This window comes from Bacillus paramycoides (assembly GCF_038971285.1).
In the GTDB taxonomy this organism is placed as follows: domain Bacteria; phylum Bacillota; class Bacilli; order Bacillales; family Bacillaceae_G; genus Bacillus_A.
In genome coordinates this window covers 5,265,414-5,292,383 of record NZ_CP152427.1, presented here as the reverse complement: position 1 = coordinate 5,292,383, position 26,970 = coordinate 5,265,414, and the positions used below count along the sequence as shown (strand labels likewise).

General features: G+C 36.3%; 27 protein-coding genes and 4 tRNA genes. 30 read left to right on the top strand and 1 reads right to left on the bottom strand.

Features of this window, described 5'->3' with window-relative positions:
- The first annotated feature begins 564 nt into the window (after positions 1-564).
- The 10 genes from rpmH to spo0J all read left to right on the top strand — a co-directional run bounded on the left by rpmH (position 565) and on the right by spo0J (position 9,610).
- On the top strand, positions 565-699 hold the full coding sequence (gene rpmH / locus AAG068_RS27480; protein WP_000831901.1) for a 50S ribosomal protein L34: 135 nt from the start codon (positions 565-567) through the stop codon (positions 697-699).
- A gap of 76 nt (positions 700-775) precedes the next feature.
- Complete coding sequence (gene rnpA, locus AAG068_RS27475; RefSeq protein ID WP_342716558.1) at positions 776-1,123, top strand: ribonuclease P protein component; 348 nt, start codon at positions 776-778, stop codon at positions 1,121-1,123.
- Between the two features lie 52 nt (positions 1,124-1,175).
- The gene (spoIIIJ, locus tag AAG068_RS27470; RefSeq protein WP_029440295.1) at positions 1,176-1,943 is read left to right on the top strand and encodes a YidC family membrane integrase SpoIIIJ; all 768 of its coding nucleotides are present in this window, start codon (positions 1,176-1,178) and stop codon (positions 1,941-1,943) included.
- Positions 1,940-2,557, top strand: a complete 618-nt coding sequence (gene jag, locus AAG068_RS27465) for an RNA-binding cell elongation regulator Jag/EloR (protein ID WP_342716557.1) — start codon at positions 1,940-1,942, stop codon at positions 2,555-2,557. The genes spoIIIJ and jag overlap by 4 nt, the downstream gene beginning before the upstream one ends.
- Before the next feature lie 226 nt (positions 2,558-2,783).
- Positions 2,784-4,160, top strand: a complete 1,377-nt coding sequence (gene mnmE / locus AAG068_RS27460) for a tRNA uridine-5-carboxymethylaminomethyl(34) synthesis GTPase MnmE (RefSeq protein ID WP_342716556.1) — start codon at positions 2,784-2,786, stop codon at positions 4,158-4,160.
- Between the two features lie 46 nt (positions 4,161-4,206).
- The gene (mnmG, locus tag AAG068_RS27455; RefSeq protein WP_342716555.1) at positions 4,207-6,096 is read left to right on the top strand and encodes a tRNA uridine-5-carboxymethylaminomethyl(34) synthesis enzyme MnmG; all 1,890 of its coding nucleotides are present in this window, start codon (positions 4,207-4,209) and stop codon (positions 6,094-6,096) included.
- A 21-nt stretch (positions 6,097-6,117) separates the two neighbouring features.
- Positions 6,118-6,837: a 16S rRNA (guanine(527)-N(7))-methyltransferase RsmG gene (gene rsmG / locus AAG068_RS27450; RefSeq protein WP_001019622.1), complete on the top strand. Its 720-nt coding sequence runs from the start codon at positions 6,118-6,120 to the stop codon at positions 6,835-6,837.
- A 105-nt stretch (positions 6,838-6,942) separates the two neighbouring features.
- Entirely contained in the window at positions 6,943-7,815 is an 873-nt protein-coding gene (gene noc, locus AAG068_RS27445) for a nucleoid occlusion protein (RefSeq protein ID WP_342716554.1), read from the top strand.
- 189 nt (positions 7,816-8,004) lie between these two features.
- Positions 8,005-8,766: a sporulation initiation inhibitor protein Soj gene (soj, locus tag AAG068_RS27440; RefSeq protein ID WP_000516117.1), complete on the top strand. Its 762-nt coding sequence runs from the start codon at positions 8,005-8,007 to the stop codon at positions 8,764-8,766.
- A complete protein-coding gene (gene spo0J / locus AAG068_RS27435; RefSeq protein WP_342716553.1) occupies positions 8,759-9,610 on the top strand; it encodes a stage 0 sporulation protein Spo0J in 852 nt (283 codons plus the stop codon). Before soj ends, spo0J begins: the two co-directional genes overlap by 8 nt.
- A gap of 20 nt (positions 9,611-9,630) precedes the next feature.
- Here spo0J and yyaC read toward each other — a convergent pair whose 3' ends face one another.
- Positions 9,631-10,227, bottom strand: a complete 597-nt coding sequence (yyaC, locus tag AAG068_RS27430; RefSeq protein ID WP_342716552.1) for a spore protease YyaC — start codon at positions 10,225-10,227, stop codon at positions 9,631-9,633.
- A gap of 259 nt (positions 10,228-10,486) precedes the next feature.
- On the opposite strand from yyaC, the gene AAG068_RS27425 reads away from it, so the two are divergent.
- The 20 genes from AAG068_RS27425 to AAG068_RS27330 all read left to right on the top strand — a co-directional run bounded on the left by AAG068_RS27425 (position 10,487) and on the right by AAG068_RS27330 (position 26,931).
- The gene (locus AAG068_RS27425) at positions 10,487-11,368 is read left to right on the top strand and encodes a mechanosensitive ion channel family protein (protein ID WP_342716551.1); all 882 of its coding nucleotides are present in this window, start codon (positions 10,487-10,489) and stop codon (positions 11,366-11,368) included.
- 20 nt (positions 11,369-11,388) lie between these two features.
- Positions 11,389-11,586 (top strand): DUF951 domain-containing protein, encoded by a 198-nt coding sequence (locus AAG068_RS27420; protein ID WP_000436051.1) that lies wholly within the window; start codon positions 11,389-11,391, stop codon positions 11,584-11,586.
- A gap of 115 nt (positions 11,587-11,701) precedes the next feature.
- On the top strand, positions 11,702-12,802 hold the full coding sequence (gene ychF / locus AAG068_RS27415; protein WP_342716549.1) for a redox-regulated ATPase YchF: 1,101 nt from the start codon (positions 11,702-11,704) through the stop codon (positions 12,800-12,802).
- A 191-nt stretch (positions 12,803-12,993) separates the two neighbouring features.
- Complete coding sequence (rpsF, locus tag AAG068_RS27410; protein WP_001233778.1) at positions 12,994-13,284, top strand: 30S ribosomal protein S6; 291 nt, start codon at positions 12,994-12,996, stop codon at positions 13,282-13,284.
- 26 nt (positions 13,285-13,310) lie between these two features.
- A complete protein-coding gene (gene ssb, locus AAG068_RS27405) occupies positions 13,311-13,832 on the top strand; it encodes a single-stranded DNA-binding protein (protein ID WP_000981967.1) in 522 nt (173 codons plus the stop codon).
- Between the two features lie 45 nt (positions 13,833-13,877).
- On the top strand, positions 13,878-14,111 hold the full coding sequence (gene rpsR / locus AAG068_RS27400) for a 30S ribosomal protein S18 (RefSeq protein WP_000918873.1): 234 nt from the start codon (positions 13,878-13,880) through the stop codon (positions 14,109-14,111).
- An 80-nt stretch (positions 14,112-14,191) separates the two neighbouring features.
- Positions 14,192-15,127, top strand: a complete 936-nt coding sequence (locus AAG068_RS27395) for a YybS family protein (RefSeq protein WP_342716548.1) — start codon at positions 14,192-14,194, stop codon at positions 15,125-15,127.
- 78 nt (positions 15,128-15,205) lie between these two features.
- Positions 15,206-17,179: a DHH family phosphoesterase gene (locus AAG068_RS27390; protein ID WP_001113895.1), complete on the top strand. Its 1,974-nt coding sequence runs from the start codon at positions 15,206-15,208 to the stop codon at positions 17,177-17,179.
- Entirely contained in the window at positions 17,176-17,622 is a 447-nt protein-coding gene (rplI, locus tag AAG068_RS27385) for a 50S ribosomal protein L9 (RefSeq protein WP_342716547.1), read from the top strand. Before AAG068_RS27390 ends, rplI begins: the two co-directional genes overlap by 4 nt.
- Before the next feature lie 27 nt (positions 17,623-17,649).
- Positions 17,650-19,011 (top strand): replicative DNA helicase, encoded by a 1,362-nt coding sequence (gene dnaB / locus AAG068_RS27380; protein ID WP_342716546.1) that lies wholly within the window; start codon positions 17,650-17,652, stop codon positions 19,009-19,011.
- Positions 19,012-19,225: 214 nt separating this feature from the next.
- Positions 19,226-20,515 carry an adenylosuccinate synthase gene (locus AAG068_RS27375; protein WP_342716545.1) on the top strand — a complete coding sequence of 430 codons (1,290 nt, stop codon included), beginning with the start codon at positions 19,226-19,228 and terminating at the stop codon, positions 20,513-20,515.
- 140 nt (positions 20,516-20,655) lie between these two features.
- Positions 20,656-20,731, top strand: a tRNA-Lys gene (locus AAG068_RS27370).
- Positions 20,732-20,744: 13 nt separating this feature from the next.
- Positions 20,745-20,816 (top strand) — tRNA-Glu (locus tag AAG068_RS27365).
- 21 nt (positions 20,817-20,837) lie between these two features.
- Positions 20,838-20,913 (top strand) — tRNA-Asp (locus AAG068_RS27360).
- A 41-nt stretch (positions 20,914-20,954) separates the two neighbouring features.
- A tRNA-Phe gene (locus AAG068_RS27355) sits at positions 20,955-21,027 on the top strand.
- 437 nt (positions 21,028-21,464) lie between these two features.
- The gene (gene walR / locus AAG068_RS27350; protein ID WP_000971865.1) at positions 21,465-22,172 is read left to right on the top strand and encodes a cell wall metabolism DNA-binding response regulator WalR; all 708 of its coding nucleotides are present in this window, start codon (positions 21,465-21,467) and stop codon (positions 22,170-22,172) included.
- Between the two features lie 3 nt (positions 22,173-22,175).
- Entirely contained in the window at positions 22,176-24,017 is a 1,842-nt protein-coding gene (gene walK, locus AAG068_RS27345) for a cell wall metabolism sensor histidine kinase WalK (RefSeq protein WP_098668536.1), read from the top strand.
- Positions 24,014-25,330 (top strand): YycH family regulatory protein, encoded by a 1,317-nt coding sequence (locus AAG068_RS27340; protein WP_342716544.1) that lies wholly within the window; start codon positions 24,014-24,016, stop codon positions 25,328-25,330. Before walK ends, AAG068_RS27340 begins: the two co-directional genes overlap by 4 nt.
- Positions 25,311-26,153 carry a two-component system regulatory protein YycI gene (locus AAG068_RS27335; protein WP_342716543.1) on the top strand — a complete coding sequence of 281 codons (843 nt, stop codon included), beginning with the start codon at positions 25,311-25,313 and terminating at the stop codon, positions 26,151-26,153. Before AAG068_RS27340 ends, AAG068_RS27335 begins: the two co-directional genes overlap by 20 nt.
- Positions 26,137-26,931, top strand: a complete 795-nt coding sequence (locus AAG068_RS27330) for an MBL fold metallo-hydrolase (RefSeq protein WP_342716542.1) — start codon at positions 26,137-26,139, stop codon at positions 26,929-26,931. The genes AAG068_RS27335 and AAG068_RS27330 overlap by 17 nt, the downstream gene beginning before the upstream one ends.
- Positions 26,932-26,970: the final 39 nt, after the last annotated feature.

Here is a 26,970-nt window from a genome sequence, read left to right as displayed (position 1 = left end):
AGGTGTCCCTCCTTTACTAAGTTGGTAAAAGAATAAGGTTGCGCAACAAATGTACAACCTAAATAAATATAAAATGTATATTTATACGAAACGTATTTTAAAACCTAAAAACGTCGTTTGTATATGAGATAGAGTTTTCGACAAAAAAGTAAATGTGGATAGTGATTTACCCACATGTGATTAAAACTGTCCACATGTTATACACAAATTGTGGATAAGATAAAGATGTGGAAAACTTATTCAAAGTGAAAACACAACTATAATATCAAAAAAAAGTAGCTATAGCAATGAAATTAAGAAAGTTATCCACAAAATCAATACCTTGTGGAATAAACTTGTCCACAACACGATATACTGTGTAAAAGTACGAAAAGAGTTTGTGGATATAAAAAACAATAAAAAACATTTATCCACAAGGAAATATAGGGTCTGTGAAAAAGTATGTGAATAGGTTCAAAATGAATATTTGATGAAAATTTCTAGAACCATTGACATTTTCCTAGTTGATTAACTATAATTTATAAGACTGTCTTTAACAGATATTCCTCAGGGAGGTGTCATATAATGAAAAGAACTTACCAACCAAATAAACGTAAGCGCAGCAAAGTACATGGTTTCCGCAGCCGTATGAGCACAGCGAACGGACGTAAAGTGCTAGCAGCTCGTCGTCGTAAAGGAAGAAAAGTATTATCTGCGTAGACCACTGATCGTTCAGTGGTCTTTTTTTCTAATAATAGTGAATTTCCGCTGATGAACTACAGGAGTGTCAATTGATATGAAGAAAAAACATCGTATAAAAAAGAATGATGAATTCCAGACGGTTTTTCAAAAAGGAAAATCGAATGCGAATCGTCAATTTGTTGTGTATCAACTAGATAAAGCAGAACAGCCACACTTTCGTATTGGCCTATCTGTCAGCAAGAAAATAGGAAATGCAGTAGTGCGTAACCGAATTAAACGTATGATTCGCCAGTCGATCACAGAATTAAAAGATGAGATAGATTCTGGAAAAGATTTTGTTATAATAGCAAGGAAGCCTTGTGCAGAGATGACATATGAAGAAGTAAAGAAAAGCTTAATTCATGTCTTTAAACGCTCTGGTATGAAAAGAATAAAAAAGTAGCGTAAGGAAATGAATTACACTATATACATACCGATACAAGGAGGAGTAGGCTTTGAAAAAGAAATTAGGTTTACTAGCCATGGTTGTTGCATTAATGGCGATTACTGCTGGCTGTAGTGAAGTAAATCAGCCAATTACACCAAAAAGCACTGGAATTTGGAATGAATACTTCGTATACCCGCTTTCTCAGTTAATTACGTATTTTGCCAACTTATTTGGTAGTAATTACGGTTTAGCGATTGTTGTTACAACTCTTATTATTCGTTTTGCATTATTACCATTAATGATTAAACAAACGAAGAGTACGAAAGCAATGCAAGCGTTACAACCAGAAATGGTGAAGTTAAAAGAGAAATATAGTTCTAAAGATCAAGCAACACAGCAAAAACTACAACAAGAAATGATGCAGTTATATCAAAAAAATGGTGTAAATCCATTAGCAGGATGTTTACCAATCTTTGTTCAGATGCCTATTTTATTCGCGTTTTACCATGCGATTATGAGAACATCAGAAATTAGTAAGCATACATTCTTATGGTTCGACTTAGGACAGGCAGATCCGTTCTATATTTTACCGGTTGTTGCAGCAATTACGACATTTATTCAGCAAAAGCTTGCAATGGCAGGAACAGCTGGTCAAAATCCGCAAATGGCAATGATGATCTGGTTAATGCCAATCATGATTCTAATCTTTGCAATTAACTTCCCAGCTGCATTATCACTTTACTGGGTTGTTGGTAATATCTTTGGTATCGCTCAAATGTACTTGATCAAGGGGCCAGAAATTAAGGCTAGTAAGGCAGGAGGATCAAGCAAGTGAGTATAATTACTGCTAAAGGACAAACAGTCGAGCTGGCAGTACAAGATGCTTTAAGGCAATTAAACGCTTCAAAGGACCGAGTGGATATAAATATTATCGATGAGGGTAAGAGAGGGTTCTTAGGTTTATTTGGGAACCGACCTGCAGTAGTAGAAGTTGTATTGAAGAAAGACCCAATTCAGGAATGTGAAGAATATTTAAAAAATGTTATTCAAGATATGGGTGTGGAAGCTGAGATTAGTAAAATTGTAAAAGGACGAGAAGTCGAATTTACAATTTCCGGTAAAAACGTAGGTGTTTTGATTGGGAAAAGAGGAAACACCTTGAATTCCTTACAGTATTTGATAAAACTTGTAGCGAATCGTAATACGAAGCAGTATATTGGCATCACACTAGACGCTGAAAATTATCGTAGTAAGAGAAAAGCTACATTAGAAGCACTTTCTTATCGATTAGCAAAACAAGTAGCGAATACGAAAAAAAGAGTTGTGTTGGAGCCTATGCCATCTTTTGAACGAAAGATTATCCACCAAGCATTATCTAATCATCAAAATATCATTACAACTTCTGAAGGAAAAGAGCCACATCGACATGTTGTAATATCTTCCAAGTGACCGGTTACTCGATTGAGTGCCGGTTTTTTTGAGGGGAAAATAGATGTGGATAACTAAAAAACACTAAACTTATCCACTGTGAATAAGTTTAGTGTTTTTTACATGAGGACATAATAAAATGAGTTATTATTCTTTTGTAGATAGGTTGGTTATGGTATTCTAATAATTTAGTGAAGAAAATAATCATGTTGAAATAGAGATAAATAAGCAAGTGAGGTGAAAGGACATGGAATTTGATACAATTGCCGCGATTTCCACAGCGCTTGGAGAGGGTGCAATTGCCATTGTTCGAGTAAGTGGGGATGATGCGGTTGAAAAAGTTAATCGTATTTTTAAAGGGAAGGACTTAACAGAGGTTCCTTCTCACACAATTCATTATGGTCATATCGTTGATTTAGATACAAATCAGGTTATTGAAGAAGTTATGGTATCTATTATGCGTGCACCAAGGACTTTTACACGCGAAAATATAGTAGAAATTAACTGTCACGGTGGACTTGTTTCGGTAAATAAAGTATTGCAGCTTATTTTAGCGCAAGGAGTACGATTAGCGGAGCCTGGTGAATTTACAAAACGTGCTTTTTTAAATGGCCGTATTGATTTATCACAAGCAGAAGCTGTTATGGATTTAATTCGTGCAAAAACAGATCGTGCAATGAACGTAGCAATTAATCAAATGGAAGGACGATTATCTAAATTAATCGGCCGTCTGCGTCAAGACATATTAGAGACGTTAGCTCATGTTGAGGTAAATATAGATTACCCGGAATATGATGATGTGGAAGAAATGACACATAATATTTTAATTGAGAAAGCTACACATGTTCGTGCTGAAATTGCAAAAATATTAGAAACATCGAAGCAAGGAAAGATTTTACGTGAAGGAATTGCTACTGCAATTATTGGTAGACCTAACGTTGGGAAATCATCGCTATTAAATAGTCTCGTTCAGGAGAAAAAGGCAATTGTAACTGATATTGCAGGAACAACTCGTGATGTTATTGAAGAGTACGTTAATGTGCGTGGTGTACCACTTAAACTTATAGATACGGCTGGAATTCGTGAAACAGAAGATGTTGTTGAACGAATTGGTGTAGAGCGTTCAAAAGAAATGATGAGCCAAGCTGATTTAGTGTTAGTTGTCGTTAATTATAGCGAAGCTTTAACGAATGAGGATGAAGATCTATTCAGAGCGGTACAAGGAAAAGACTTCATTGTTATTGTAAATAAGACAGATTTACCGCAAGCAATCGATATGGAACGTATTACAGAATTGGCAGCGGGAAATCGTGTTATTACAACGTCGTTAATTGAGGAACAAGGAATAGATGAGCTTGAAAAAGCAATAGCTGATTTATTCTTTGAAGGAACAATTGATTCTGCAGATGTAACATATGTTTCTAATGCGAGACATATTGGATTATTAACACAAGCAGGAAAAACAATTGGAGATGCAATTGAGGCGATAGAAAATGGTGTTCCAATTGATATGGTGCAAATTGATTTAACAAGAACATGGGAAATACTTGGTGAAATTACTGGTGATACCGTTCACGAAAGCCTAATTGACCAGTTGTTCTCTCAATTTTGTTTAGGAAAATAATATAGTGATGTTTCAGAAAGATAGAGATTATTAGGAGGAATAAACAATGGGATACAATGCCGGTTCATACGATGTCATAGTAATCGGTGCAGGTCATGCAGGATGTGAAGCTGGTCTTGCGGCAGCACGAATGGGCTCCAAAACATTAATGTTAACGATTAATTTAGATATGGTAGCGTTTATGCCATGTAACCCTTCTGTTGGTGGACCAGCAAAAGGGATTGTTGTTCGTGAAATTGATGCATTAGGCGGAGAAATGGGACGTAACATTGATAAAACGCATATTCAAATGCGTATGTTAAATACGGGTAAAGGACCAGCTGTACGCGCACTTCGAGCGCAAGCAGATAAGTTCTCTTACCAGCATGAATTAAAGAAAACAATTGAAGAAACACCAAACTTAACCTTGTTCCAAGGAATGGTAGAGCGTTTAATCGTTGAAGATGGCGAATGTAAAGGGGTAATTACGCAAGCTGGCGCTGAATATACGGCAAAAACAGTTGTAATTACGACTGGTACGTTTTTACGCGGCCAGATTATTATGGGGGATTTAAAATATTCGAGCGGTCCGAATAATCAACAACCATCTATTACTTTATCGGAACATTTAGAGGAGCTTGGATTTGATCTTGTTAGATTTAAAACAGGTACACCTCCGCGTGTAAATAGTAATACGATTGATTATAGTAAAACAGAAATTCAACCAGGCGATGATAAACCAAGAGCTTTCTCTTTTGAAACGACAAAATTTATCATGGATCAAATTCCATGTTGGTTAACGTATACAAGTACGGAAACGCATCGTTTAATAGATGAAAACTTACATCGCTCAGCTATGTATTCTGGTATGATTAAGGGAACAGGGCCTAGATATTGTCCGTCAATTGAAGACAAGGTAGTAAGGTTTAATGATAAACCACGTCATCAAATTTTCTTAGAGCCAGAAGGACGTAATACACAAGAAGTGTATGTACAAGGTTTATCTACAAGCTTACCAGAAGACGTACAGCGTGATATGCTTAGAACAATCCCTGGTCTAGAAAATGTTGAAATGATGCGTACAGGTTATGCAATTGAATATGATGCAATTGTACCAACACAACTATGGCCAACACTTGAAACGAAAAAAATCAAAAACTTATATACAGCAGGACAAATTAACGGAACTTCGGGTTACGAAGAGGCGGCAGGACAAGGGCTTATGGCTGGAATTAATGCAGCATGTCGTTCTTTAGGTAAAAAAGAGGTTATTTTAGGTCGTGAAGATGCTTATATCGGTGTTTTAATTGATGATCTTGTAACGAAAGGAACGAATGAACCGTATCGTTTACTAACATCTCGTGCAGAATATCGCCTATTATTACGCCACGATAATGCGGATCTTCGTTTAACTGAGATTGGTCGTGAAATTGGATTAATTAAGGAAGAGCGCTATGAGCGATTTACAAATAAAAAATTACAAATTGAACAAGAAAAGGAACGTTTAAGCAGCATTATTATTAAACCACGTCCTGAAGTTCAAGAATTAATTCGCAGTATTGGTGGAAGTGAATTAAAAGATGGAATACGTGCAAGTGACTTATTACGTCGTCCGGAGATGACATATGAGCATATTCATCTTTTAGTACCAAGTGAAGTAGAATTAAGTGATGAAGTTACAGAACAAGTTGAAATTCAGATTAAGTACGAAGGATATATTGAAAAATCTTTACAGCAAGTAGAGCGTATGAAGAAAATGGAAAACAAAAAAATACCTGTGGATATTGATTATGATGCAATTTCAAGTCTTGCCTCTGAAGCTAGACAGAAATTGAAAGATGTTCGTCCACTATCGATGGGGCAAGCTTCACGTATTTCTGGTGTAAATCCAGCTGATATTTCCATTTTACTTGTGTATATCGAACAAGGAAAAATTGCGCGAGTATCGAACCAATAAATAGTAAGGAGATATTGTTAGATGAACATAGAACAATTTCAATCTATGCTAGAAGAGAAGGGTATTACCCTCTCTTCTAGACAGTTAGAGCAGTTCGAAATCTACTTCGAAACATTAGTAGAGTGGAATGAAAAAATGAACTTAACGGCTATTACGGAGAAAGAGGAAGTATATTTAAAACACTTTTTTGATTCCATTACAGCTGCTTTTTACTATGATTTTTCAAAACCATTCTCAATTTGTGATGTTGGTGCAGGAGCTGGATTCCCAAGTATTCCTTTAAAAATCTGTTTCCCGCACTTAAAGGTTACAATTGTAGACTCATTGCAAAAACGTATTAATTTCTTAAATCATTTAGCACAAAAGTTGGAATTAAGTGACGTTGCATTTTGTCACGATCGTGCTGAAACATTTGGTAAAAAAGAAGGTGTACGTGAATCGTACGATATTGTAATGGCACGTGCAGTTGCACGTCTTTCAGTATTAAGCGAGCTATGTTTACCACTTGTAAAAGTTGGGGGAACATTTATTGCAATGAAAGGTGCCGCAGCAAACGAAGAAATTGAAAATGGCAAGTATGCTTTAGAGGTGCTAGGCGGGGATTTAAAAGAAATGTCTACGTTCCAATTACCGTTTGAAGAAAGTGAACGTAATATTTTATTAATCGAGAAAAAACGCAAGACACCAAAGAAATATCCACGCAAACCGGGAACACCCAATAAATTACCTATTGAAAAATAAATCTTATTAGACGTAAGATTAAATTATATAAATGAAAACGTAAATGTTTCATAGGAAACATTTTATGGAGAATAGTCAATAGGCCTAAAAGGTGGTGGAATATGTATGAAAAATACGTTTTCTCGTTTATTTGGCTTTGGAGATAAAGAGAGCGAATTCGAATTACAAGACGAAAGCCATGAAGAAATAGATAAAAAGGTATATGAAGAAATACAAGAAATTCCGATAGTAAATATTACCCCTAACCGTTATCAACCACGAACAGTTTTTGATGATGCGCGTATTGAAGAACTAGCATTAACGATTCGTACACACGGACTTATTCAGCCAATTGTTGTGAGGCAATATGAGGATGATAAGTACGAAATTATTGCTGGAGAAAGACGTTTCCGTGCGGCAACAAAGTTAGGTTGGGAAAAGGTTCCTGCAATTATAAAGAATTTAAATGATACAGAAACAGCATCTGTAGCTTTAATTGAAAACTTGCAACGTGAGGAACTAACAGCAATCGAGGAAGCTGTGGCATATCAAAAGCTAATTGGGTTACATAATTTAACACAAGAAGCATTGGCACAACGACTTGGAAAAGGACAATCCACAATCGCAAATAAGTTGCGATTGTTAAAGTTGCCGGAAGAAATAAAAAGTGCGTTATTAGAAAAAAGCATTACAGAACGCCATGCCCGCGCGCTCATTCCTTTAAAGAATGAGGAATTACAACTGAAAGTTTTACAGGAAATTGTGGAGAAACAACTGAATGTAAAGCAAACAGAGGAACGAATTGCAAAGTTATTAGAGGAAGCAAAACCGAAGCGTAAGGCAAAGCAAAAAGCAGTAAGTCGAGATACAAGAATTGCCATGAATACAATTAGGCAATCATTACAAATGGTTGCTGACAGTGGTTTGAATGTTAATTCTGAGGAAGAAGAATTTGATGAATACTATCAAATTACAATTCAAATCCCGAAGAAAAAATAATAATGGCGTGTTAGAGACCTGATCCTATTGGATAGGTCTCTTTTACTATATTTTCTTGTTAGAGGAAGAAGGAGTTTACAAATAAATTTTGAAGTTTAATAAGGACGTAAAAGAAAAACTTTTATTTCATGTTACAATAAACGTAATTGTTACTAGAATAAGATAGAAAGGTTGAAAGTAGGTGACATCATGGGAAAAATCATTGCTATTGCCAATCAAAAAGGTGGCGTTGGGAAAACAACAACATCTGTTAATTTAGGGGCTGGATTGGCACAAGTAGGTAAAAAGGTCCTTCTTGTAGATATTGATGCTCAAGGAAATGCAACGACTGGTGTGGGAATTGAAAAATCCGAATTAGATCAATGTATTTACAACGTTCTTGTGGAAGATGCAGATGTTCAAGGGGTTATACGGAAAACCGCAACTGAAAACTTAGATGTTCTACCCGCTACAATTCAATTAGCAGGTGCTGAAATTGAATTGGTACCGACTATTTCCCGGGAAGTACGTTTGCAAAGGGCATTACAGCCAGTTCGTGATGAATACGATTATATTATTATCGACTGTCCCCCATCCTTAGGGTTATTAACGATTAATGCATTAACAGCAGCAGATTCTGTTATTATTCCTGTTCAATGCGAATATTACGCATTAGAAGGGTTAAGTCAGCTATTAAATACAGTTCGACTTGTGCAAAAGCACTTAAATAAAAATCTAGCAATCCAAGGTGTATTGCTAACAATGTTGGATGCCCGTACAAATTTAGGGATTCAAGTTATAGATGAAGTGAAAAAATATTTTAGAGACAAAGTATACCGTTCAATTATCCCTCGTAATGTTCGTTTGAGTGAAGCACCAAGTCATGGGAAACCAATTATGCAGTATGACGCTAAATCAAGAGGGGCAGAAGTATATATAGATTTAGCAGAGGAAGTGATTGCAGGTGGCTAAAGGATTAGGAAGAGGAATCAATGTGTTTTTTCCTGATTTAGATGTGAAAGAAGAAGAGACAATTCAGGAGATTGCGATAACTGAATTAAGACCGAATCCATATCAACCACGTAAACACTTTAATAAAGAGGCGATTCAAGAATTATCGGCTTCTATTAAAGAGCATGGCATATTACAACCGTTAATTGCTAGAAAGAGTATTAAAGGATATGAAATTGTCGCAGGTGAAAGAAGGTATCGTGCTGCTAAAGAGGCTGGGCTCGAAAAGGTGCCTGCTGTTGTAAGACAATTAAATGAGCAGCAAATGATGGAGTTTGCATTGCTTGAAAACTTACAACGAGAAGATTTAAATCCAATGGAAGAAGCAATGGCATACCAAATGTTAATGAATGAGCTAAATGTAACGCAAGAACAATTAGCAAAACGTCTTGGCAAGAGCAGACCTTACATTGCAAACTATACGCGATTATTAAGCCTCCCTTCTTTTGTGCAAGATATGATTGCAAACGGTCAACTTTCAATGGCTCATGGGAGAACTTTACTTACGATAAAAGATGAAGAACAGTTGAAATCTTTACTAAAACGAATTGAAAAAGAAGGATTAAATGTTCGTCAATTAGAGAAAATTGTTCAGGAGATTAATCAACGCGTTTCACGTGAAACAAAACAAGTGAAAAAAGAGAGAAACATATTTTTCGTAGAACGCGAAACGTTCTTAAGAGAAAAGTTTGGCACAGAGGTAAAAATTAAAGAAACAAAAAAAGAAAAAGGTAAAATCGAAATTGAATTTTTCAATAAAGAAGATTTAAATCGTATTTTAGAATTATTAGCGCAGCAAAACTAAAGAGCAAACCATCTTATTATTTATAGATGGTTTGCTTTTTTTAATACAGATAATTTTTGGTCTGTTTCTTTTATGCTTTGTGCAATTACATCAGCCATTTTCATGACTAAGCTTAATCTTGTATTTTGCAGGACGAAAAACTCCATAAAACCGTTCAGATTTACGATGCCATGAATATGTAAGTCACCAACTGCTGGTAATTTCTTATTCATCGCAGCTCCGGGTTTACTAGGCCCCATTCCGGTAGTGATGGAACCGATATTTTGAGATTTTCCTAAACAGGCATCAACCGCAATTATAAATGAAGTAGGGTTATCTTTCTGTATATTCCGAATTTTTTCTTCTAAATTTAGCGCATGTACTGGTTCATCTAGTGTGCCGAACACTTGGAAGTTTGTAATTCCTACTTGTTCTAGTTTCGTACCGACTAATGGCCCGAGTGCATCGCCTGTAGAACGATCTGTTCCGATACAAACGAGAATAATTGGTATATGGTTTTTAATAGGGATATGGGAAAGTAAGAAGTTACTAATTGTCTCGGAGGCTTCTAAATCTTGGTGCATAACGTTTTGAGTTTCTTTTTCGAAAAAAGGTAAGCGAAAACTTCCAATATTCATGAAGCACCCATCCTTTTAATAAATTTTCAAAATATGTTATATGTTGAGTGAAATGGAAAACTATAAGTGCATATGTGATGTAAAACTTAAATGAAGACGGAAATAATAGTACTAGTATATATATATTTGTTCCATTTTATACCTGCATGGAAGTTAATAAATAGAATTAAAGTTATAAAATTTTTTCAGCAATCAGGAGACTTCTGATACAATAAGAAGGGTAATTAAAAAGAAATTTTGGCTGGAGAGGTAGAGGTACATGGATTTATTAACGAATTGGTTTAATGCTACGAAACAGTATTTATTAGATGCTGATCGTTGGGCTCATATTGGAATTGCGGCATTAAAAATATGTATCATTTTAACAATTGGTGCAATTGTAGTGCGAATTGCAAGAGCGGTTGTACGAAATGCGTTTCGTATGGGAAGTCGTTCTCCAATTCAAATTTCAGAACGTCGTACAGTTACAGTAGCGAAGTTACTTGAAAATATTGTGGCATACGTTGTTATGTTCATTATGTTAATTGCGATTTTAGGTGTGTTTAATATTAATGCATCAGGTTTATTAGCCGGTGCTGGGGTAATTGGTTTAGCAGTCGGATTTGGTGCTCAAAGTTTAGTAAAAGATGTTATTACAGGATTATTTATCTTGCTAGAAGATCAATTTTCAGTAGGTGACTATGTAAGAATTGGGCAGTTTGAAGGTGTCGTTTTAGAAATTGGACTTCGTACAACAAAAGTGAAAAGTTGGACAGGTGAAATTCATACTTTACCAAATGGAAGTATTATTCAAGTTACGAACTTCTCGGTAAGTAATAGTGTAGCGTTTGTGGATGTATCTATTTCATATGAGGCGGACATTGCAAAAGCAGAGCAAGTCATTGAAGAGTTATTAGAGGAATTACCTGCAAAGTATGAAAAAATGGTAACAACGCCTCAGTTGTTAGGTGTACAAACATTAGCTGCTTCAGAAGTTATACTACGTGTTATTGCTGAAGTAGAGCCAATGCAACATGCAGTTATTGCAAGGGCACTTCGTAAAGAAATTAAAAATCGTCTAGATTTACATGGTATTGAAATTCCATATCCACGTATGGTTTTATATAATCGTGAAGAATTAGTGAGTGGAAAAGCAATTTAGTATGGAGAGGGGTTTGGAGAATGGAGCAAAAGCAGTATAACTTGTATGATGTTGTGGAAATGAAGAAAGCCCACCCATGTGGTGAGAATCGTTGGAAGATTATTCGTATGGGAATGGATATCCGCATTAAGTGCGAGGGATGTGACCATTCAGTAATGATTCCTCGAAGAGAGTTCGATCGTAAGGTAAAAAAAATACTTGTGAAGCACGAAGAATAGAGAGAACGTAACAGTTGCGGTAGGTAGCTGTTACTTTTTTTCGTTTGGAGGAAACTTGTCATTTTTTTCGTTACTATCTATAATGATGAAAGATTGAGACATAGGAGTGAAAAATATGGGATTAACGGCTGGGATTGTTGGATTACCTAACGTAGGGAAGTCCACTTTATTTAATGCAATTACACAAGCAGGAGCAGAATCTGCAAACTATCCATTCTGTACAATTGATCCAAACGTAGGAATTGTAGAAGTACCAGATGAGCGTTTAAATAAATTAACGGAATTAGTAGAACCGAAAAAAACTGTTCCGACTGTATTTGAGTTTACTGATATTGCAGGTATCGTAAAAGGTGCTAGTAAAGGTGAAGGTTTAGGAAATAAATTCTTATCTCACATTCGCCAAGTAGATGCAATTTGCCAAGTTGTTCGTTGTTTTGAAGACGAAAATATTACGCACGTTTCAGGGAAAGTAGATCCAATTGATGATATTGAAACAATCAACTTAGAGCTAATCTTAGCAGATTTAGAATCTGTTGATAAACGTATCGAACGTGTTGTGAAATTAGCAAGACAAAAAGATAAAGAAGCAGTATATGAGCATGAAATTTTAGTTCGTTTAAAAGAAGCTTTTGAAGAGGGAAAACCAGCTCGTACTGTTGAATTTACAGAAGAGCAAATGAAGATTGTTAAAGGCCTTCATTTACTGACAACGAAAGAAATGTTATATGTAGCAAACGTAAGCGAGGACGATGTAATCGATCCTTCTGAAAACAAATATGTACAAATGGTAAAAGAATTTGCTGCGAATGAAAATTCTCAAGTAATCGTTGTATGTGCAAAAATCGAATCAGAAATCGCCGAGCTAGACGAGGAAGAGAAAAAAGTATTCCTTGAAGAACTAGGTATTGAAGAATCTGGTTTAGATCAATTAATTCGTGCTGCATATGATTTATTAGGACTTGCTACTTACTTCACAGCTGGTGTGCAAGAAGTACGTGCATGGACGTTCAAACAAGGTATGAAAGCACCACAATGTGCTGGCGTAATTCACACAGACTTCGAGCGTGGATTTATTCGTGCGGAAACAGTATCTTACGAGGACTTAATGACAAACGGTTCTATGACAGCTGCAAAAGAAGCTGGTAAGGTTCGTTTAGAAGGAAAAGAGTATATCGTAAAAGACGGAGACGTTATGCATTTCCGTTTCAACGTTTAATTTGATATTTCCTAGGAAAAATAAAGATATGAACTTGGCAAATATATTATGTGTTTGCCAAGTTTTTTATGTATGGGTGAGTTGATTCATCTAACTTACTATGATATAATCTAAACTCGTGAGTAATTACTATAAATTAATTGCTCCTTGCCCATTATGGGCCGTTTAGACCAAAAGGAGGTGAAAGTGTAATGAGAAAGTACGAAATTATGTACATCATTCGTCCTGGCGTTGAAGAAGAAGCTCAAAAAGCTTTAGTTGAACGTTTTGCAGGTGTTTTAACAAACAATGGTGCAGAAATCATTAACACGAAAGAGTGGGGTAAGCGTCGTTTAGCTTACGAAATCAACGACTTACGTGAAGGTTTCTACATGATCTTAAACGTGAAATCTAACGCAGAAGCGATTAACGAATTCGACCGTTTAGCTAAGATCAACGAAGACATCCTTCGTCATATCGTTGTTAAAGAAGAAGAAAAATAATTGATATATAAGGGAGAGTGGTTCGATTGATGAATCGTGTTATCCTCGTTGGTCGTTTAACTAAGGACCCTGACTTACGTTACACGCCCAATGGTGTTGCAGTAGCTACTTTTACGTTAGCTGTGAATCGCGCATTTGCGAATCAACAAGGTGAGCGTGAAGCTGACTTTATTAATTGTGTAATATGGCGTAAACAAGCAGAAAACGTAGCAAATTATTTGAAAAAAGGTAGCTTAGCAGGCGTAGATGGGCGTCTTCAAACTCGTAATTACGAGGGACAAGATGGTAAACGTGTATATGTAACAGAAGTTCTTGCGGAAAGCGTACAATTTTTAGAGCCGCGTAATGGCGGTGGGGAGCAACGTGGTTCATTTAATCAGCAACCATCAGGAGCTGGTTTCGGTAACCAAAGCTCTAACCCATTTGGTCAATCTAGTAATTCAGGCAACCAAGGTAACCAAGGAAACTCTGGATTTACGAAGAATGACGATCCATTTTCAAATGTAGGTCAACCGATCGACATTTCTGACGACGATTTACCGTTCTAATACAGTAAATTTGTTAGTTTTAACAAAGAATGGAGGGAAATAGACATGGCAGGACGCAAAGGTGGACGTGCGAAACGTCGTAAGGTGTGTTTCTTCACAGCTAACGGCATCACTCGCATCGATTATAAAGATGTTGATTTATTAAAACGTTTCGTTTCTGAGCGTGGTAAAATTTTACCTCGTCGTGTAACAGGAACAAGCGCAAAATACCAACGCAAACTTACAGTTGCAATTAAACGTGCTCGTCAAATGGCACTTTTACCATATGTTGGTGAATAATAGCGTATGAAATGCACAGTAGAGTCGGACTCTACTGTGCATTTTGCTATGCTTTTCTTTTTTGAAAGAGAGGTTAGATGATGAAAAATACGAAATTTATTACTGGGGGTGCAGCGTTGTTAGCGATATATGCAATGTTATTGCTTATATCTATGTATGTTCCGATTTTAGGTACAGTCGTAACGTTTGCATTGCCGTTGCCATTTATATTGCTAACGATAAGATATAAAATATCTAATGCCTTTGTAATTTTTACGGCAGCGCTTTTTATTACTATTATTGTCAGTCAACCGATGAACCTAGTAAAGACAACTATGTTTGGATTAATAGGTATCGTTTTAGGACATATGTATAAAAAACAAAAGAAGCCAGTAGAAATTTTGATGGCGGGGACGCTTGCTTACTTAATTGGTATTATGCTCATTTATGTTGCGAGTATAAAGTTTTTTAACATAGATTTAATGAAGCAAATGCAAAATATGTTTAATGAAAGTATGGCGCAAAGCGAAAAGATAGTTACTGCTGCGGGCATGCCTATTAGTAAAGAGCAAAAAGAGTTATTTGCACAATTTAATGATGTGTTACAAACGTTATTCCCAAGTTTACTTGTCATGGTATCGGTATGTTTCTCTTGGATTACAGTTATGATATCCGGTAGTGTTTTAAGAAAGTTAAAACATGACGTTATACATTGGCCTAAGTTTAAAGATATACAATTACCAAAGAGTATTGTTTGGTATTACGTTATATTTATTTTGCTATCAACTTTTATAAAAGTAGAACCGACATCATATTTACATATGGTATTTTCTAACCTATATGTCATATTTGCGTTACTACTAGTACTGCAAGGTCTGACATTTATCGCTTTTCTAGCGCATAGTAAAGGTTTTACGAAAGGGGTTCCTATTATTAGTTTTATCGCTTGCATGTTTATCCCGATGCTGTTTCCTCTTGTGACAATCTTAGGTATAATTGATTTAGGGATTTCATTGCGTTCTAAAATAGGAGGATAAAATAATATTCCTTATACTATTTTAATCTGTATTACTAACTGGAAGATGAGTTAGTTTTACTTTATAGGAGTTGTATACATGCCTGAATTTTATAAGAAACAGTGGTTTTTATATCCTGTTTACGTATTGGCATTTTTTGTGTTTGTGCTCATTTCAATCCTCTGTTATTTTCACTTGATAATGGGGATCGTCTCCTTCTTTATTTTTTGTATCGTCCTTTTTCTTGTTGTACGATTTGAACTAACCTTTCAAAAGAATTTCGAGAAACATACGACAGATATGATTACAAGGGTAAAGAAAGTGAGTAATGAAGCATTTAACCAGATGCCAATTGGTATTTTGTTATACAATAAGGATTATGGGATTGATTGGGCGAATCCTTATTTATCTTCGTGTCTCGGGCAGCATGCATTAGCTGGATGGCACCTTTATGATGTATCAGAAACGTTACTTCTTTTTATTAAGGGAGAAACTTCCGATGATATAGTCTCTTTAAATAATCGAAAGTTTCGTGTCTTTGTAAGGAAAGAAGAAAAGTTAATTTATTTCTTTGATGTAACGGAACAAACAGAGATTGAAAAGATGTACGAGGATCAACGTACTGTTTTGGCTGTCATTTATTTAGATAATTATGATGAAGTTACACAAGGATTAGATGATCAATTACGTACGAATATAACAAGTCTTGTAACATCAAGACTAAATGAATGGGCCGTTAAGTATGGGGCATATTTAAAACGTGCATCTTCAGAAAGATTCTTCGTTGTGTTAAATGAAAGTATTTTAGCACAGATGGAGAAAGGGAAATTTAGCATTTTAGATCAAGTGCGTGAAGAAACATCTAAAAGGAATATACCACTCACCTTAAGTGTAGGTGTCGGTTCAGGTGATTTACCTTTATCAGAACTTGGGGCAATGGCTCAGTCCGGCTTAGACCTTGCACTTGGCCGCGGTGGAGATCAAGTAGCTATTAAGCAAGCAACAGGTAAAGTTAAGTTTTATGGTGGTAAGACAAATCCGGTAGAAAAACGTACTCGTGTACGTGCTAGAGTTATTTCGCACGCATTAAAAGATTTAGTATTAGAAAGTAGTAACGTCATTATAATGGGGCATAGGGCTCCTGATATGGACGCAATTGGTGCTGCGATTGGTATTTTAAAGGTAGCGCAATTAAATGAGCGCAAAGGATATATTGTGCTAGATGAAAATGATTCTGATAAGGGAATTAAGCGTTTAATGGATAAAGTGAAACAAAACGAAGAGTTATGGTCTCACTTTATTACACCAGAACAAGCGATGGAATTTGCAAATGATGATTCATTACTTGTTGTTGTTGATACGCATAAACCTTCAATGGTGATGGAAGAAAAGCTGTTACGCAAGATTGAAAATGTAGTTGTTATTGACCATCATCGCCGAGGAGAAGATTTTATTGAAGATCCATTGCTTGTTTACATGGAGCCTTACGCTTCTTCTACGGCAGAGCTTGTTACCGAATTGCTTGAATACCAACCGAAAAATTTAAAAATGACAATGCTAGAAGCAACGGCATTGTTAGCAGGTATTATTGTTGATACGAAAAGCTTTACATTCCGTACGGGTGCTCGTACGTTTGATGCCGCTTCTTATTTACGCTCTCATGGTGCAGATACCGTACTTGTACAAGAGCTTTTAAAAGAAGATATGGATCAGTATTTACGGGTTGCAAAAGCTATTAAAAATGCGTACATTTATACAAATGGAATTGCGATTGCAAAAGTTGATAGTGATGATTACTACGATCAAGTGCTTATTGCGCAATCAGCGGACACATTATTAACAATGACAGGAATTACTGCATCATTTGTTATTGCAAAACGTGGCGAGAATTTCATTGGAATTAGCGGCAGGTCTTTAGGTGAAGTGAATGTGCAGCTAATTATGGAAAACTTAGGTGGTGGGGGGCATTTAACGAATGCAGCCACACAAATGAAAAATGTTACAGTAGATGAAGCTGAGGAGAAGCTTCGATTTGTTATTGATGACTATTTACAGGGAGGCACACAATCATGAAAGTAATTTTTCTAAAAGACGTAAAAGGTAAAGGGAAAAAAGGAGAAGTAAAAAACGTACCAGATGGTTATGCAAATAACTTCTTACTAAAACAAGGATTAGCTGCTGAAGCGACAAATAGCAGTATGAAAACTTTAGAAGCTCAAAAGCGCAAAGAAGAAAAAGATGCAGCAGCAGATCTTGAAAATGCAAAACAATTAAAAGAAACGTTAGAGAAACTAACTGTAGAATTAAAGGCTAAATCTGGAGAAGGTGGACGTCTATTCGGTTCAATCACAAGTAAACAAATCGTAGATGCAATGCAAAAATCACACAAAATTAAACTTGATAAGCGTAAATTTGAAATGGATGATGCAATTCGTGCATTAGGCTATACAAACGTTACTGTGAAATTGCATCCGCAAGTAACAGCAACAGTAAAAGTTCATGTTAGTGAACAATAAAACTAAGTTAAGCAAGGAGGATTGCGTATGAGTGATGTAATGGCTGATCGTACCCCTCCGCATAATATAGAAGCTGAGCAGGCAGTCTTAGGTGCTATATTGATTGATCAGGATGCATTAACGTCAGCATCGGAACTATTGGTACCTGACTCGTTTTATCGAACGAAACACCAAAAGATTTTCGAAGTCATGCTTGGGTTATCTGATAAGGGGGAGCCAATCGACTTAGTAATGATGACGTCAGCGATGGCTGATCAAGGGTTACTAGAAGAACTTGGTGGTGTTTCTTACTTAGCAGAGTTAGCAGAAGTTGTTCCAACTGCTGCTAACGTAGAGTATTATGCACGAATCATCGCTGAAAAAGCGCTGTTACGTCGTTTAATTCGAACAGCGACTCATATTGTGTCTGATGGATATGAGAGAGAAGATGATGTGGATGGCCTATTAAATGAGGCTGAGAAAAAAATATTAGAAGTATCACATCAAACGAACGCTAAGGCATTCCAAAATATTAAAGACGTTCTTGTAGATGCCTACGATAAAATCGAACTTTTGCATAACCAAAAAGGTGAAGTTACCGGGATACCAACTGGATTTACTGAATTAGATAAGATGACGGCAGGGTTCCAACGAAATGATTTAATCATCGTGGCAGCACGTCCATCGGTAGGGAAAACGGCATTTTCATTAAATATCGCACAAAACGTAGCGACGAAAACGGATGAAAATGTAGCGATTTTTAGTCTAGAGATGGGTGCCGATCAGCTAGTTATGCGTATGCTTTGTGCAGAAGGGAATATTGATGCACAAAGACTTCGTACCGGATCATTAACTTCTGATGATTGGGCGAAATTAACGATGGCGATGGGGAGCCTTTCTAATGCCGGTATTTATATTGATGATACGCCTGGGATTAAGGTGAATGAGATTCGAGCAAAATGTCGTAGATTAAAACAAGAACAGGGTCTTGGTATGATCTTGATTGACTACTTACAGCTTATTCAAGGAAGTGGGAAATCAGGAGAGAACCGTCAGCAGGAAGTATCTGAGATTTCTCGTACACTAAAAGGGATTGCACGTGAATTGCAAGTGCCTGTTATTGCCTTGTCGCAGTTATCTCGTGGTGTAGAATCTCGTCAAGATAAACGTCCGATGATGTCTGATATTCGTGAATCGGGAAGTATTGAGCAGGATGCTGATATTGTAGCCTTCTTATATCGTGAAGATTACTATGATCGAGAAACGGAAAACAAAAATACGATTGAAATTATTATTGCGAAGCAGCGTAACGGTCCAGTAGGCTCAGTAGAGCTTGCATTCGTTAAGGAGTTCAATAAGTTCGTTAACTTAGAACGTCGCTTCGAAGATGGACATGCGCCGCCGGCATAAAGATGGTATAAAAAAGAAACACATTTCTTATAATAAGATGTGTTTCTTTTTTTTATATAAAAGATAAGGCTTTCATAATGTGAAAATATAATTCTTACGAACGAAAAAGTTTTTTTGTAAAAAAATGTTCGCTTTTTGGTTGACTTCTTTTTCCGTTTTGGTACAATTATATTGTTTGAATAGATCGTTTGAAAATTGCGGAGGTGCTGTAATAATGTCTTCAGTAGTAGTTGTAGGAACACAATGGGGCGACGAAGGAAAAGGTAAAATCACTGATTTTCTTTCTGAGCATGCGGAAGTAGTTGCAAGATATCAAGGTGGAAATAACGCAGGACATACAATTGTATTCGGCGGGGTTAAATATAAATTACACTTAATTCCATCTGGTATTTTCTATAAAGAAAAAATTTGTGTAATCGGAAACGGCTTAGTAGTAGATCCGAAAGCGTTACTTGAAGAGTTAAAATACTTACACGATCGTGGTGTAAGTACTGAAAATTTACGCGTAAGTAACCGTGCGCACGTTATTTTACCTTATCACTTAAAACAAGATGAGTTAGAAGAAGCAAGTAAAGGTGATGACAAAATCGGTACAACGAAAAAAGGTATCGGTCCTGCATATATGGACAAAGCTGCTCGTATCGGTATCCGTATGGCTGATCTTTTAGACCGTGAAGCATTTAAAGAGAAGCTTGAGCGCAATTTAGCACAAAAAAATCGTTTGTTTGAAAAAATGTACGATACAGAAGGTTTCAGTGTAGAAGAAATTTTCGAAGAGTACTTCGAGTACGGACAACAAATCGCACAATATGTGTGTGATACGTCTGTTGTATTAAATGATGCATTAGATAACAATCACCGTGTACTATTTGAAGGTGCACAAGGTGTTATGCTTGATATCGACCACGGTACGTACCCATTCGTTACATCTTCTAACCCGATTGCTGGTGGTGTAACAGTTGGAACTGGAGTTGGTCCTGCAAAAGTTACTCGCGTTGTAGGTGTATGTAAAGCATATACAAGCCGTGTTGGTGATGGTCCATTCCCTACTGAGCTTCATGATGAAATTGGTCATCAAATTCGTGAAGTTGGTCGTGAGTATGGAACGACAACTGGTCGTCCACGCCGCGTAGGTTGGTTCGATAGCGTTGTTGTAAGACATGCACGTCGTGTTAGTGGTTTAACAGATTTATCATTAAACTCTATCGACGTTCTAACTGGTATTCCAACTCTTAAAATTTGTGTTGCTTACAAATGCAATGGCGAAGTTATCGATGAAGTTCCAGCAAACTTAAATATTTTAGCGAAATGTGAGCCTGTATACGAAGAGCTTCCAGGTTGGACAGAAGATATTACTGGTGTAAGGTCATTAGACGAGCTTCCTGAAAATGCAAGAAAATACGTAGAACGTGTTTCTGAGTTAACAGGAATTCAATTATCTATGTTCTCAGTTGGACCAGATCGTAACCAAACAAATATCGTTCGTAACGTATACGAAGCTTAATTGATATTTTTGAGAAAAAACTCATGTTTACATGAGTTTTTTCTTATCTTTTATAAAAAATAAAAAAAGGTATTGCAAAAGATAAAGAAAACATGTTATGATACATCTTGTCGTCACGAAAATATGACGTTGGTGAGTATGAGCCATTAGCTCAGTTGGTAGAGCATCTGACTTTTAATCAGAGGGTCGAAGGTTCGAGTCCTTCATGGCTCACCATTTTATTTTTCGTGGCCCGTTGGTCAAGTGGTTAAGACACCGCCCTTTCACGGCGGTAACACGGGTTCGAATCCCGTACGGGTCATGTTTTTTTATGTTCATTTTTGGTCCCGTGGTGTAGTGGTTAACATGCCTGCCTGTCACGCAGGAGATCGCCGGTTCGACCCCGGTCGGGACCGCCACTTTTGTTTATACCACCATTAGTGGTTTTATATATAGTTTTGGCTCGGTAGCTCAGTCGGTAGAGCAGAGGACTGAAAATCCTCGTGTCGGCGGTTCGATTCCGTCCCGAGCCACTCTCAGGATATTAAGTGGGCCCACTTAATATCCTTTTTATTTGTGTAATTTTACAAAATTGAGTAGTTATTTTAAAATAGAATGAGGAGCCTCTAGCAGTTGAAGCTAGAGGTTTTTCTATAGATCGTATAGGATTCCGTGTAAATGTGGATTATACATGAGTCTGTGAGAATAGAGGAAAAAGTACTTAAGCAAAAGATGCGGTCATATAGGGACATACTATGTAGACATCAATGTGTTTAAGGATATTGACCATATTTTTACCCCACTATTTACTGGGCAGTAAGCCCCCCCGCCTTAAAATTCAGCGAAAGCAAAGAAGTTAGGTGGGGAGCGGGCTGCCCGTAAAAGCCCAATTGGTGAGGGCTAATAATCAGTGGGTGATGAAGAAAACACCCACCAATTAAAGTTTCACTTTATAAGGAGGAAATAGACGATGATGGGAAAGAAAATTTTAGTAGTTGATGATGAAAAGCCGATTGCAGATATTTTGAAGTTCAACCTAGAAAAAGAAGGTTTTGAAATTGTAATGGCGCATGATGGTGATGAAGCAATTGAAAAAGCGAATGAAGAACAGCCGGATATGGTTTTATTAGATATTATGCTACCAGGTAAGGATGGCTTAGAGGTTTGCCGTGAAATACGTAAAAGCTCAGAAATGCCGATTATTATGCTTACAGCAAAGGATTCTGAAATCGATAAAGTATTAGGACTTGAGCTTGGAGCAGATGATTATGTAACGAAGCCATTTAGTACGAGGGAATTACTTGCTCGCGTGAAGGCGAATTTACGTCGCCATCAACAAGGTGGTGCTGCAGAAAAAGAAGAAAATACGGAAATGGTTATTGGACCGATTGTTATCAATCCGAATGCATATAGTGTAACGAAGCGTGAAGAAAATATTGAACTTACACATCGTGAATTTGAGCTACTACATTATTTAGCAAAACATTTAGGACAAGTTATGACGCGCGAACATTTATTGCAAACGGTTTGGGGTTATGACTACTTTGGAGATGTACGTACAGTGGATGTAACAGTTCGTCGTTTACGTGAAAAAATTGAAGATAATCCAAGTCATCCTACATTAATAGTCACTAGACGTGGAGTAGGGTATTACTTGCGTGACCCAGAGCAGGAATAGTATATGAAGAAAGTCGGTTTTTTTCAATCTATTCATTTAAAATTTGTACTCATATATATGCTATTAATATTGATAGCTATGCAGGTTATTGGGGTATATTTCGTTAGAGAATTAGAAAAGAGTCTTGTACAAGGATTTAGAGATTCTTTAACGCAGCAAACGAATTTATTATCATATAACTTGAAACAAGAGTTTAAAAAAAGTCATACAAAAGCAGAAACAGAATCAACAGATGAAACGATTAAAACTTCAATTCGAAAATTTGCCTCTGATCGAAAGAAAGATATCCAAGAGGTAAGTGTATTTGATTCGAATAGAAAGTTACTTGCTATTTCAGATGAGTCAAAGCAAAACAAGGTAAATAGAACATCAACTGATATAGCCGTTCAGCGGGTATTGGTACAAAAAAAGCCAGAAGTGAAAATTGAGAAGGATGGTCGTACAGGTCATCGCGTACAAGTTATGCTTACTCCTATTCTAGATGATAATGGAAAGGATGCACTTGGTGTTATTTACATTGTTGCATCTATGGAAGATGTCTATAAACAGATGAAGGATATTAATCAAATTTTTGCGACTGGAACCGTTATTGCATTACTCGTAACAGCTGTACTTGGAATTTTGTTAGCTCAAACGATTACGAGACCAATCTCAGATATGCGAAGACAAGCGATTGAAATGGCAAAAGGAAACTATTCAAGAAAAGTAAAAGTGCATAGCCATGATGAAATTGGACAATTAGCATTATCTTTCAATAATTTATCAAAAAAATTACAACAAGCTCGTTCTTCAACGGAAAGTGAAAGACGTAAATTATCATCCGTTTTATCACATATGACAGATGGGGTAATTGCTACCGACCGAAAAGGAGACATTATTTTATTAAATGATCCTGCGGAAAAGATGCTAAATGTTTCGCGTGAAACGGCACTCGATCAATCTGTTTTAGAAGTATTAGGGATACAGGAAGAATTTACGCTCGATCATTTATACGAAGAGCCTGATTCCGTTTTATTAGATTTTAGTACGAGAAATGAGCCATATATTTTACGTGCTAGTTTCTCTGTTATTCAAAAAGAGACAGGGAAAGCAAATGGTTTAATAGCCGTATTATATGATGTAACTGAACAAGAGCGTATAGAGAGGGAACGCCGCGAGTTTGTGGCAAACGTTTCCCATGAATTAAGAACGCCATTAACGACGATGCGAAGTTACTTAGAGGCTCTTACGGACGGCGCGTGGCAAGATCCGAATATTGCACCGCAATTTTTAACAGTTACACAAGAAGAAACAGAAAGAATGATTAGACTTGTAAATGCGTTATTGCAACTTTCTAAGCTTGATAGTACAGAGCATCGATTAATGAAAGAATGGGTCGACTTTACTGACTTCTTTAATAACATTATTGATCGTTTTGAAATGTCTAAAGAGCAAAACGTAAGTTTCAAACGATCTTTCTCTAAGAAATCCCGATTTATTGATATGGATACGGATAAAATTACACAAGTATTGTATAACATTATTTCGAATGCATTAAAGTATTCACCAGAAGGTGGAACAGTAACATATCGCTTACGTGATCGTGGTGAGTTATTAGAAATTAGTGTAAGCGACCAAGGAATGGGTATTCCGAAAGAGAATGTTGATAAAATCTTTGAACGTTTTTACCGCGTAGATAAAGCACGTTCAAGACAAATGGGTGGTACAGGACTTGGATTAGCGATTGCGAAAGAAATGATTGAGGCACATGGTGGCTCGATTTGGGCGAAGAGTGAGGAAGGAAAAGGGACAACTATTTATTTCACATTACCAATGGCAGCGGATGAAGAGGACGATTGGGAATGAGTATGGAAAATGTTAAAACGATCGTTTTAATTAATTTAGTTGTAATTAGCCTATTTCTTACTTTTAACTTATGGACGTATGTGCCAGATTCCACGTCTATGCAAAACGCAAAATTTGTGCAGGGTAATGAAGGAACTACTCAAACTAAAATCGGTGATGTTGTCCGCCCTACTTCTATCATTGTCCACAAAGATAAAAATCATTACGGGAGCAAAAGAGAGGGAGATATAGAATCAATTTATAAACCTTTGGAAGCAGGGGAATTATATGATTTCAAAGAGATATCGCTTGCTAAAGCTGATTTCCTTTCTTATGTGCATGGTGAAGGGAAAATTGAACTTGTTTTTCCTACCAACATCCCGTTTGATGCAGTTAAATCTATGTTTAATATGAAAGAAAAAAGTATAAATAAGCCTAAATATTTTAATCGAATTATTCTTGATCCTTCTAGAAGTAGGGATCAAGAAATTAAAATTAATTTTGTTTCTGATGGTGATAACTCTAGAATATATGAAGCAAAATTAAGTGGTGTGTATTTAAAAGATATTGTAAATGCACAAAATCAATTTATAGTATCGGCAAAACCTTATTTTGACTATCAAATTAATGATATGAAAAAGTTATTTTTACCAGATGGAGCGACAGAATTAAGTAATATAACATATATTTCATCTAATTTAGCGGTGGATACATTTAAGAATGCTCTTTTTAGTGACCCGCGTTATTTAAGTCCTATTACCGAGAAATCGAAAGAAACATTTACAGACGGTATTAGGTCTATGGAGATTGAAAACGATCATCATATGCTAAAGTATAAAAATTCTTCTGTTTCAAGTGAGAAAACGACAGATAATTTAATGCTTTTACAAAAAAGCTTTGATTTTGTAAATGGTCACAGTGGGAGCTTGGATTCATATCGTTTGGACTATATGAATAAAGGACAGACGGTATTTCGTCTACATGAAGATGGATATTCTGTATTCAATACAGATGGATTAGCTGAATTGAGACAAGTATGGGGATCAGAAGAAGTAATGGAATATGAAAGACCGTTGTTGTCTTTAAATACGAAAGGTATAGAGCAAAAGGTCACTCTTCCATCAGGTCACGTTGTAATAGCATCCTTAGAAAATAATCCCGCAGTAGATAAACGATTCATTAAAGACATTGGTATTGGATACAAATTATCACTAGATGGGCAAGTAGCTCGACTACAGCCAATTTGGTATGTAAAGTTTGTTGAAGATGAAGCTGGCAAACAAAAAATATATGAGTGGAGTGAGGGAGGACTAAATGGATTGGGATCGGATTAAAACCATATTTATTGTGACCTTTTTTGTTTTGGACCTCTTTCTCATTTTTCAATTCATTCAAAAGCAAGATAGTAATCAATTGGAGCTTATTGCAGAAACAAAGATAGATCAAGAACTAAAAGCGAACAAAATTACGATGGGTAATTTCCCTAAAGAACCAAAAAAAGAGTCATTTATTAGGGCGGAAAATAAGGCATTTAAAGAAGAAGATGTACAGTCTTTAAAAAATCAAACGGCCCATATACAAAATATGTACAAGATAGAAAGTAAGCTAAAAGAGCCCTTTTTGAATACAAAATCATTATCTAAAGATAAGTATAGTGATTTTTTGAAGAACTATGTATTGGATGGGCAAAAGTATGAGTTTGGTGCGATGAAAGACTCTAAAATTTACTTCTTCCAAAAATATAAAGATAAGCCTATTTTTTATAACGATCAGGCGATGATTGTTGTGGAATTAAATGAAAAAAATGAACTTGTGTCGTACACGCAAACGATGCTAACTGATTTAAAAGAAATGGGCGAAAGTGAAAAAACGAAACAGCAAGAAATTATTACTGCCCAAACGGCTTTAGAAAACCTATATTTAAAAAATAAAATTCATGGGAATACACATGTAAAAGAAGCACAAATTGGTTATGCCAACCTTACCGCATCTACTTCTAATAACCAAGTACTCGCTCCAACATGGAATTTAAAAACGGAGCAGAAGCAGGACTTCTTTGTAAATGCAATTGAAGGACAAGTTATGGAATTAGGTGAAAAGGAAAATCAAGTGGTTGATGAACATACTGGAGTGAGAAAGAATGGGGTTGCATTTTAGCGTACTTGCAAGTGGAAGTACAGGGAATATGCTATATGTAGGAACAGATGAAAAGAAATTACTCGTCGATGCAGGTTTAAGTGGTAAAGCAACAGAGGCTTTATTTAAACAGGCAGAACTAAATATAAATGATGTATCAGGTATTCTTGTAACACATGAACATAGTGATCATATTAAAGGATTAGGTGTATTGGCACGTAAATATGATTTGCCTGTTTATGCAAATGAGAAAACATGGAACGCAATGGAACACTTAATAGGAAATATCCCGACTGAGCAAAAGTTTATTTTCTCAGTTGGGGATGTGAAAACATTTGGTGATATTGAGGTCGAGTCATTTGGGGTGTCTCATGATGCGGCAGAGCCGATGTTCTATGCTTTTCATAACAATAATAGAAAATTAGCCCTTATTACAGATACGGGATACGTGAGTGACCGTATGAAAGGTGTTATTAAGGGAGCTAATGCTTTTGTATTTGAAAGTAATCATGACGTAGAAATGCTTCGTATGGGGCGTTATCCATGGAGTATTAAGCGACGTATTTTAAGTGATGTGGGTCACGTTTGTAATGAGGACGCTGCATTAGCGATGGCCGATGTAATTACAGATGAGACAAAACATATTTATTTAGCCCATTTAAGTTTAGATAATAACATGAAAGAACTAGCACGTATGTCAGTATCACAAGTATTACAGGAAAAAGGATTTGGAGTGGGAGAAGCCTTTGAAATTCACGATACAGATCCAAAAATGCCGACAAAAATTCAATACGTATAATTCTTCATTTTAGTAAACAATAAAGGTGAATATAGTTGT

Bases quoted from the DNA above. Each gene is read 5' to 3' on its own strand.
- yyaC (WP_342716552.1), bottom strand. From the start codon at position 10,227: ATGAATATTGGAAGTTTTCGCTTACCTTTTTTCGAAAAAGAAACTCAA.
- AAG068_RS27425 (WP_342716551.1), top strand. From the start codon at position 10,487: ATGGATTTATTAACGAATTGGTTTAATGCTACGAAACAGTATTTATTA.
- ychF (WP_342716549.1), top strand. From the start codon at position 11,702: ATGGGATTAACGGCTGGGATTGTTGGATTACCTAACGTAGGGAAGTCC.
- soj (WP_000516117.1), top strand. From the start codon at position 8,005: ATGGGAAAAATCATTGCTATTGCCAATCAAAAAGGTGGCGTTGGGAAA.
- AAG068_RS27390 (WP_001113895.1), top strand. From the start codon at position 15,206: ATGCCTGAATTTTATAAGAAACAGTGGTTTTTATATCCTGTTTACGTA.
- rnpA (WP_342716558.1), top strand. From the start codon at position 776: ATGAAGAAAAAACATCGTATAAAAAAGAATGATGAATTCCAGACGGTT.
- dnaB (WP_342716546.1), top strand. From the start codon at position 17,650: ATGAGTGATGTAATGGCTGATCGTACCCCTCCGCATAATATAGAAGCT.
- mnmG (WP_342716555.1), top strand. From the start codon at position 4,207: ATGGGATACAATGCCGGTTCATACGATGTCATAGTAATCGGTGCAGGT.
- AAG068_RS27420 (WP_000436051.1), top strand. From the start codon at position 11,389: ATGGAGCAAAAGCAGTATAACTTGTATGATGTTGTGGAAATGAAGAAA.
- rpsF (WP_001233778.1), top strand. From the start codon at position 12,994: ATGAGAAAGTACGAAATTATGTACATCATTCGTCCTGGCGTTGAAGAA.
- AAG068_RS27340 (WP_342716544.1), top strand. From the start codon at position 24,014: ATGAGTATGGAAAATGTTAAAACGATCGTTTTAATTAATTTAGTTGTA.
- AAG068_RS27335 (WP_342716543.1), top strand. From the start codon at position 25,311: ATGGATTGGGATCGGATTAAAACCATATTTATTGTGACCTTTTTTGTT.
- rpsR (WP_000918873.1), top strand. From the start codon at position 13,878: ATGGCAGGACGCAAAGGTGGACGTGCGAAACGTCGTAAGGTGTGTTTC.
- rpmH (WP_000831901.1), top strand. From the start codon at position 565: ATGAAAAGAACTTACCAACCAAATAAACGTAAGCGCAGCAAAGTACAT.
- AAG068_RS27395 (WP_342716548.1), top strand. From the start codon at position 14,192: ATGAAAAATACGAAATTTATTACTGGGGGTGCAGCGTTGTTAGCGATA.
- noc (WP_342716554.1), top strand. From the start codon at position 6,943: ATGAAAAATACGTTTTCTCGTTTATTTGGCTTTGGAGATAAAGAGAGC.
- walK (WP_098668536.1), top strand. From the start codon at position 22,176: ATGAAGAAAGTCGGTTTTTTTCAATCTATTCATTTAAAATTTGTACTC.
- rsmG (WP_001019622.1), top strand. From the start codon at position 6,118: ATGAACATAGAACAATTTCAATCTATGCTAGAAGAGAAGGGTATTACC.
- mnmE (WP_342716556.1), top strand. From the start codon at position 2,784: ATGGAATTTGATACAATTGCCGCGATTTCCACAGCGCTTGGAGAGGGT.
- rplI (WP_342716547.1), top strand. From the start codon at position 17,176: ATGAAAGTAATTTTTCTAAAAGACGTAAAAGGTAAAGGGAAAAAAGGA.
- AAG068_RS27330 (WP_342716542.1), top strand. From the start codon at position 26,137: ATGGGGTTGCATTTTAGCGTACTTGCAAGTGGAAGTACAGGGAATATG.
- AAG068_RS27375 (WP_342716545.1), top strand. From the start codon at position 19,226: ATGTCTTCAGTAGTAGTTGTAGGAACACAATGGGGCGACGAAGGAAAA.
- walR (WP_000971865.1), top strand. From the start codon at position 21,465: ATGATGGGAAAGAAAATTTTAGTAGTTGATGATGAAAAGCCGATTGCA.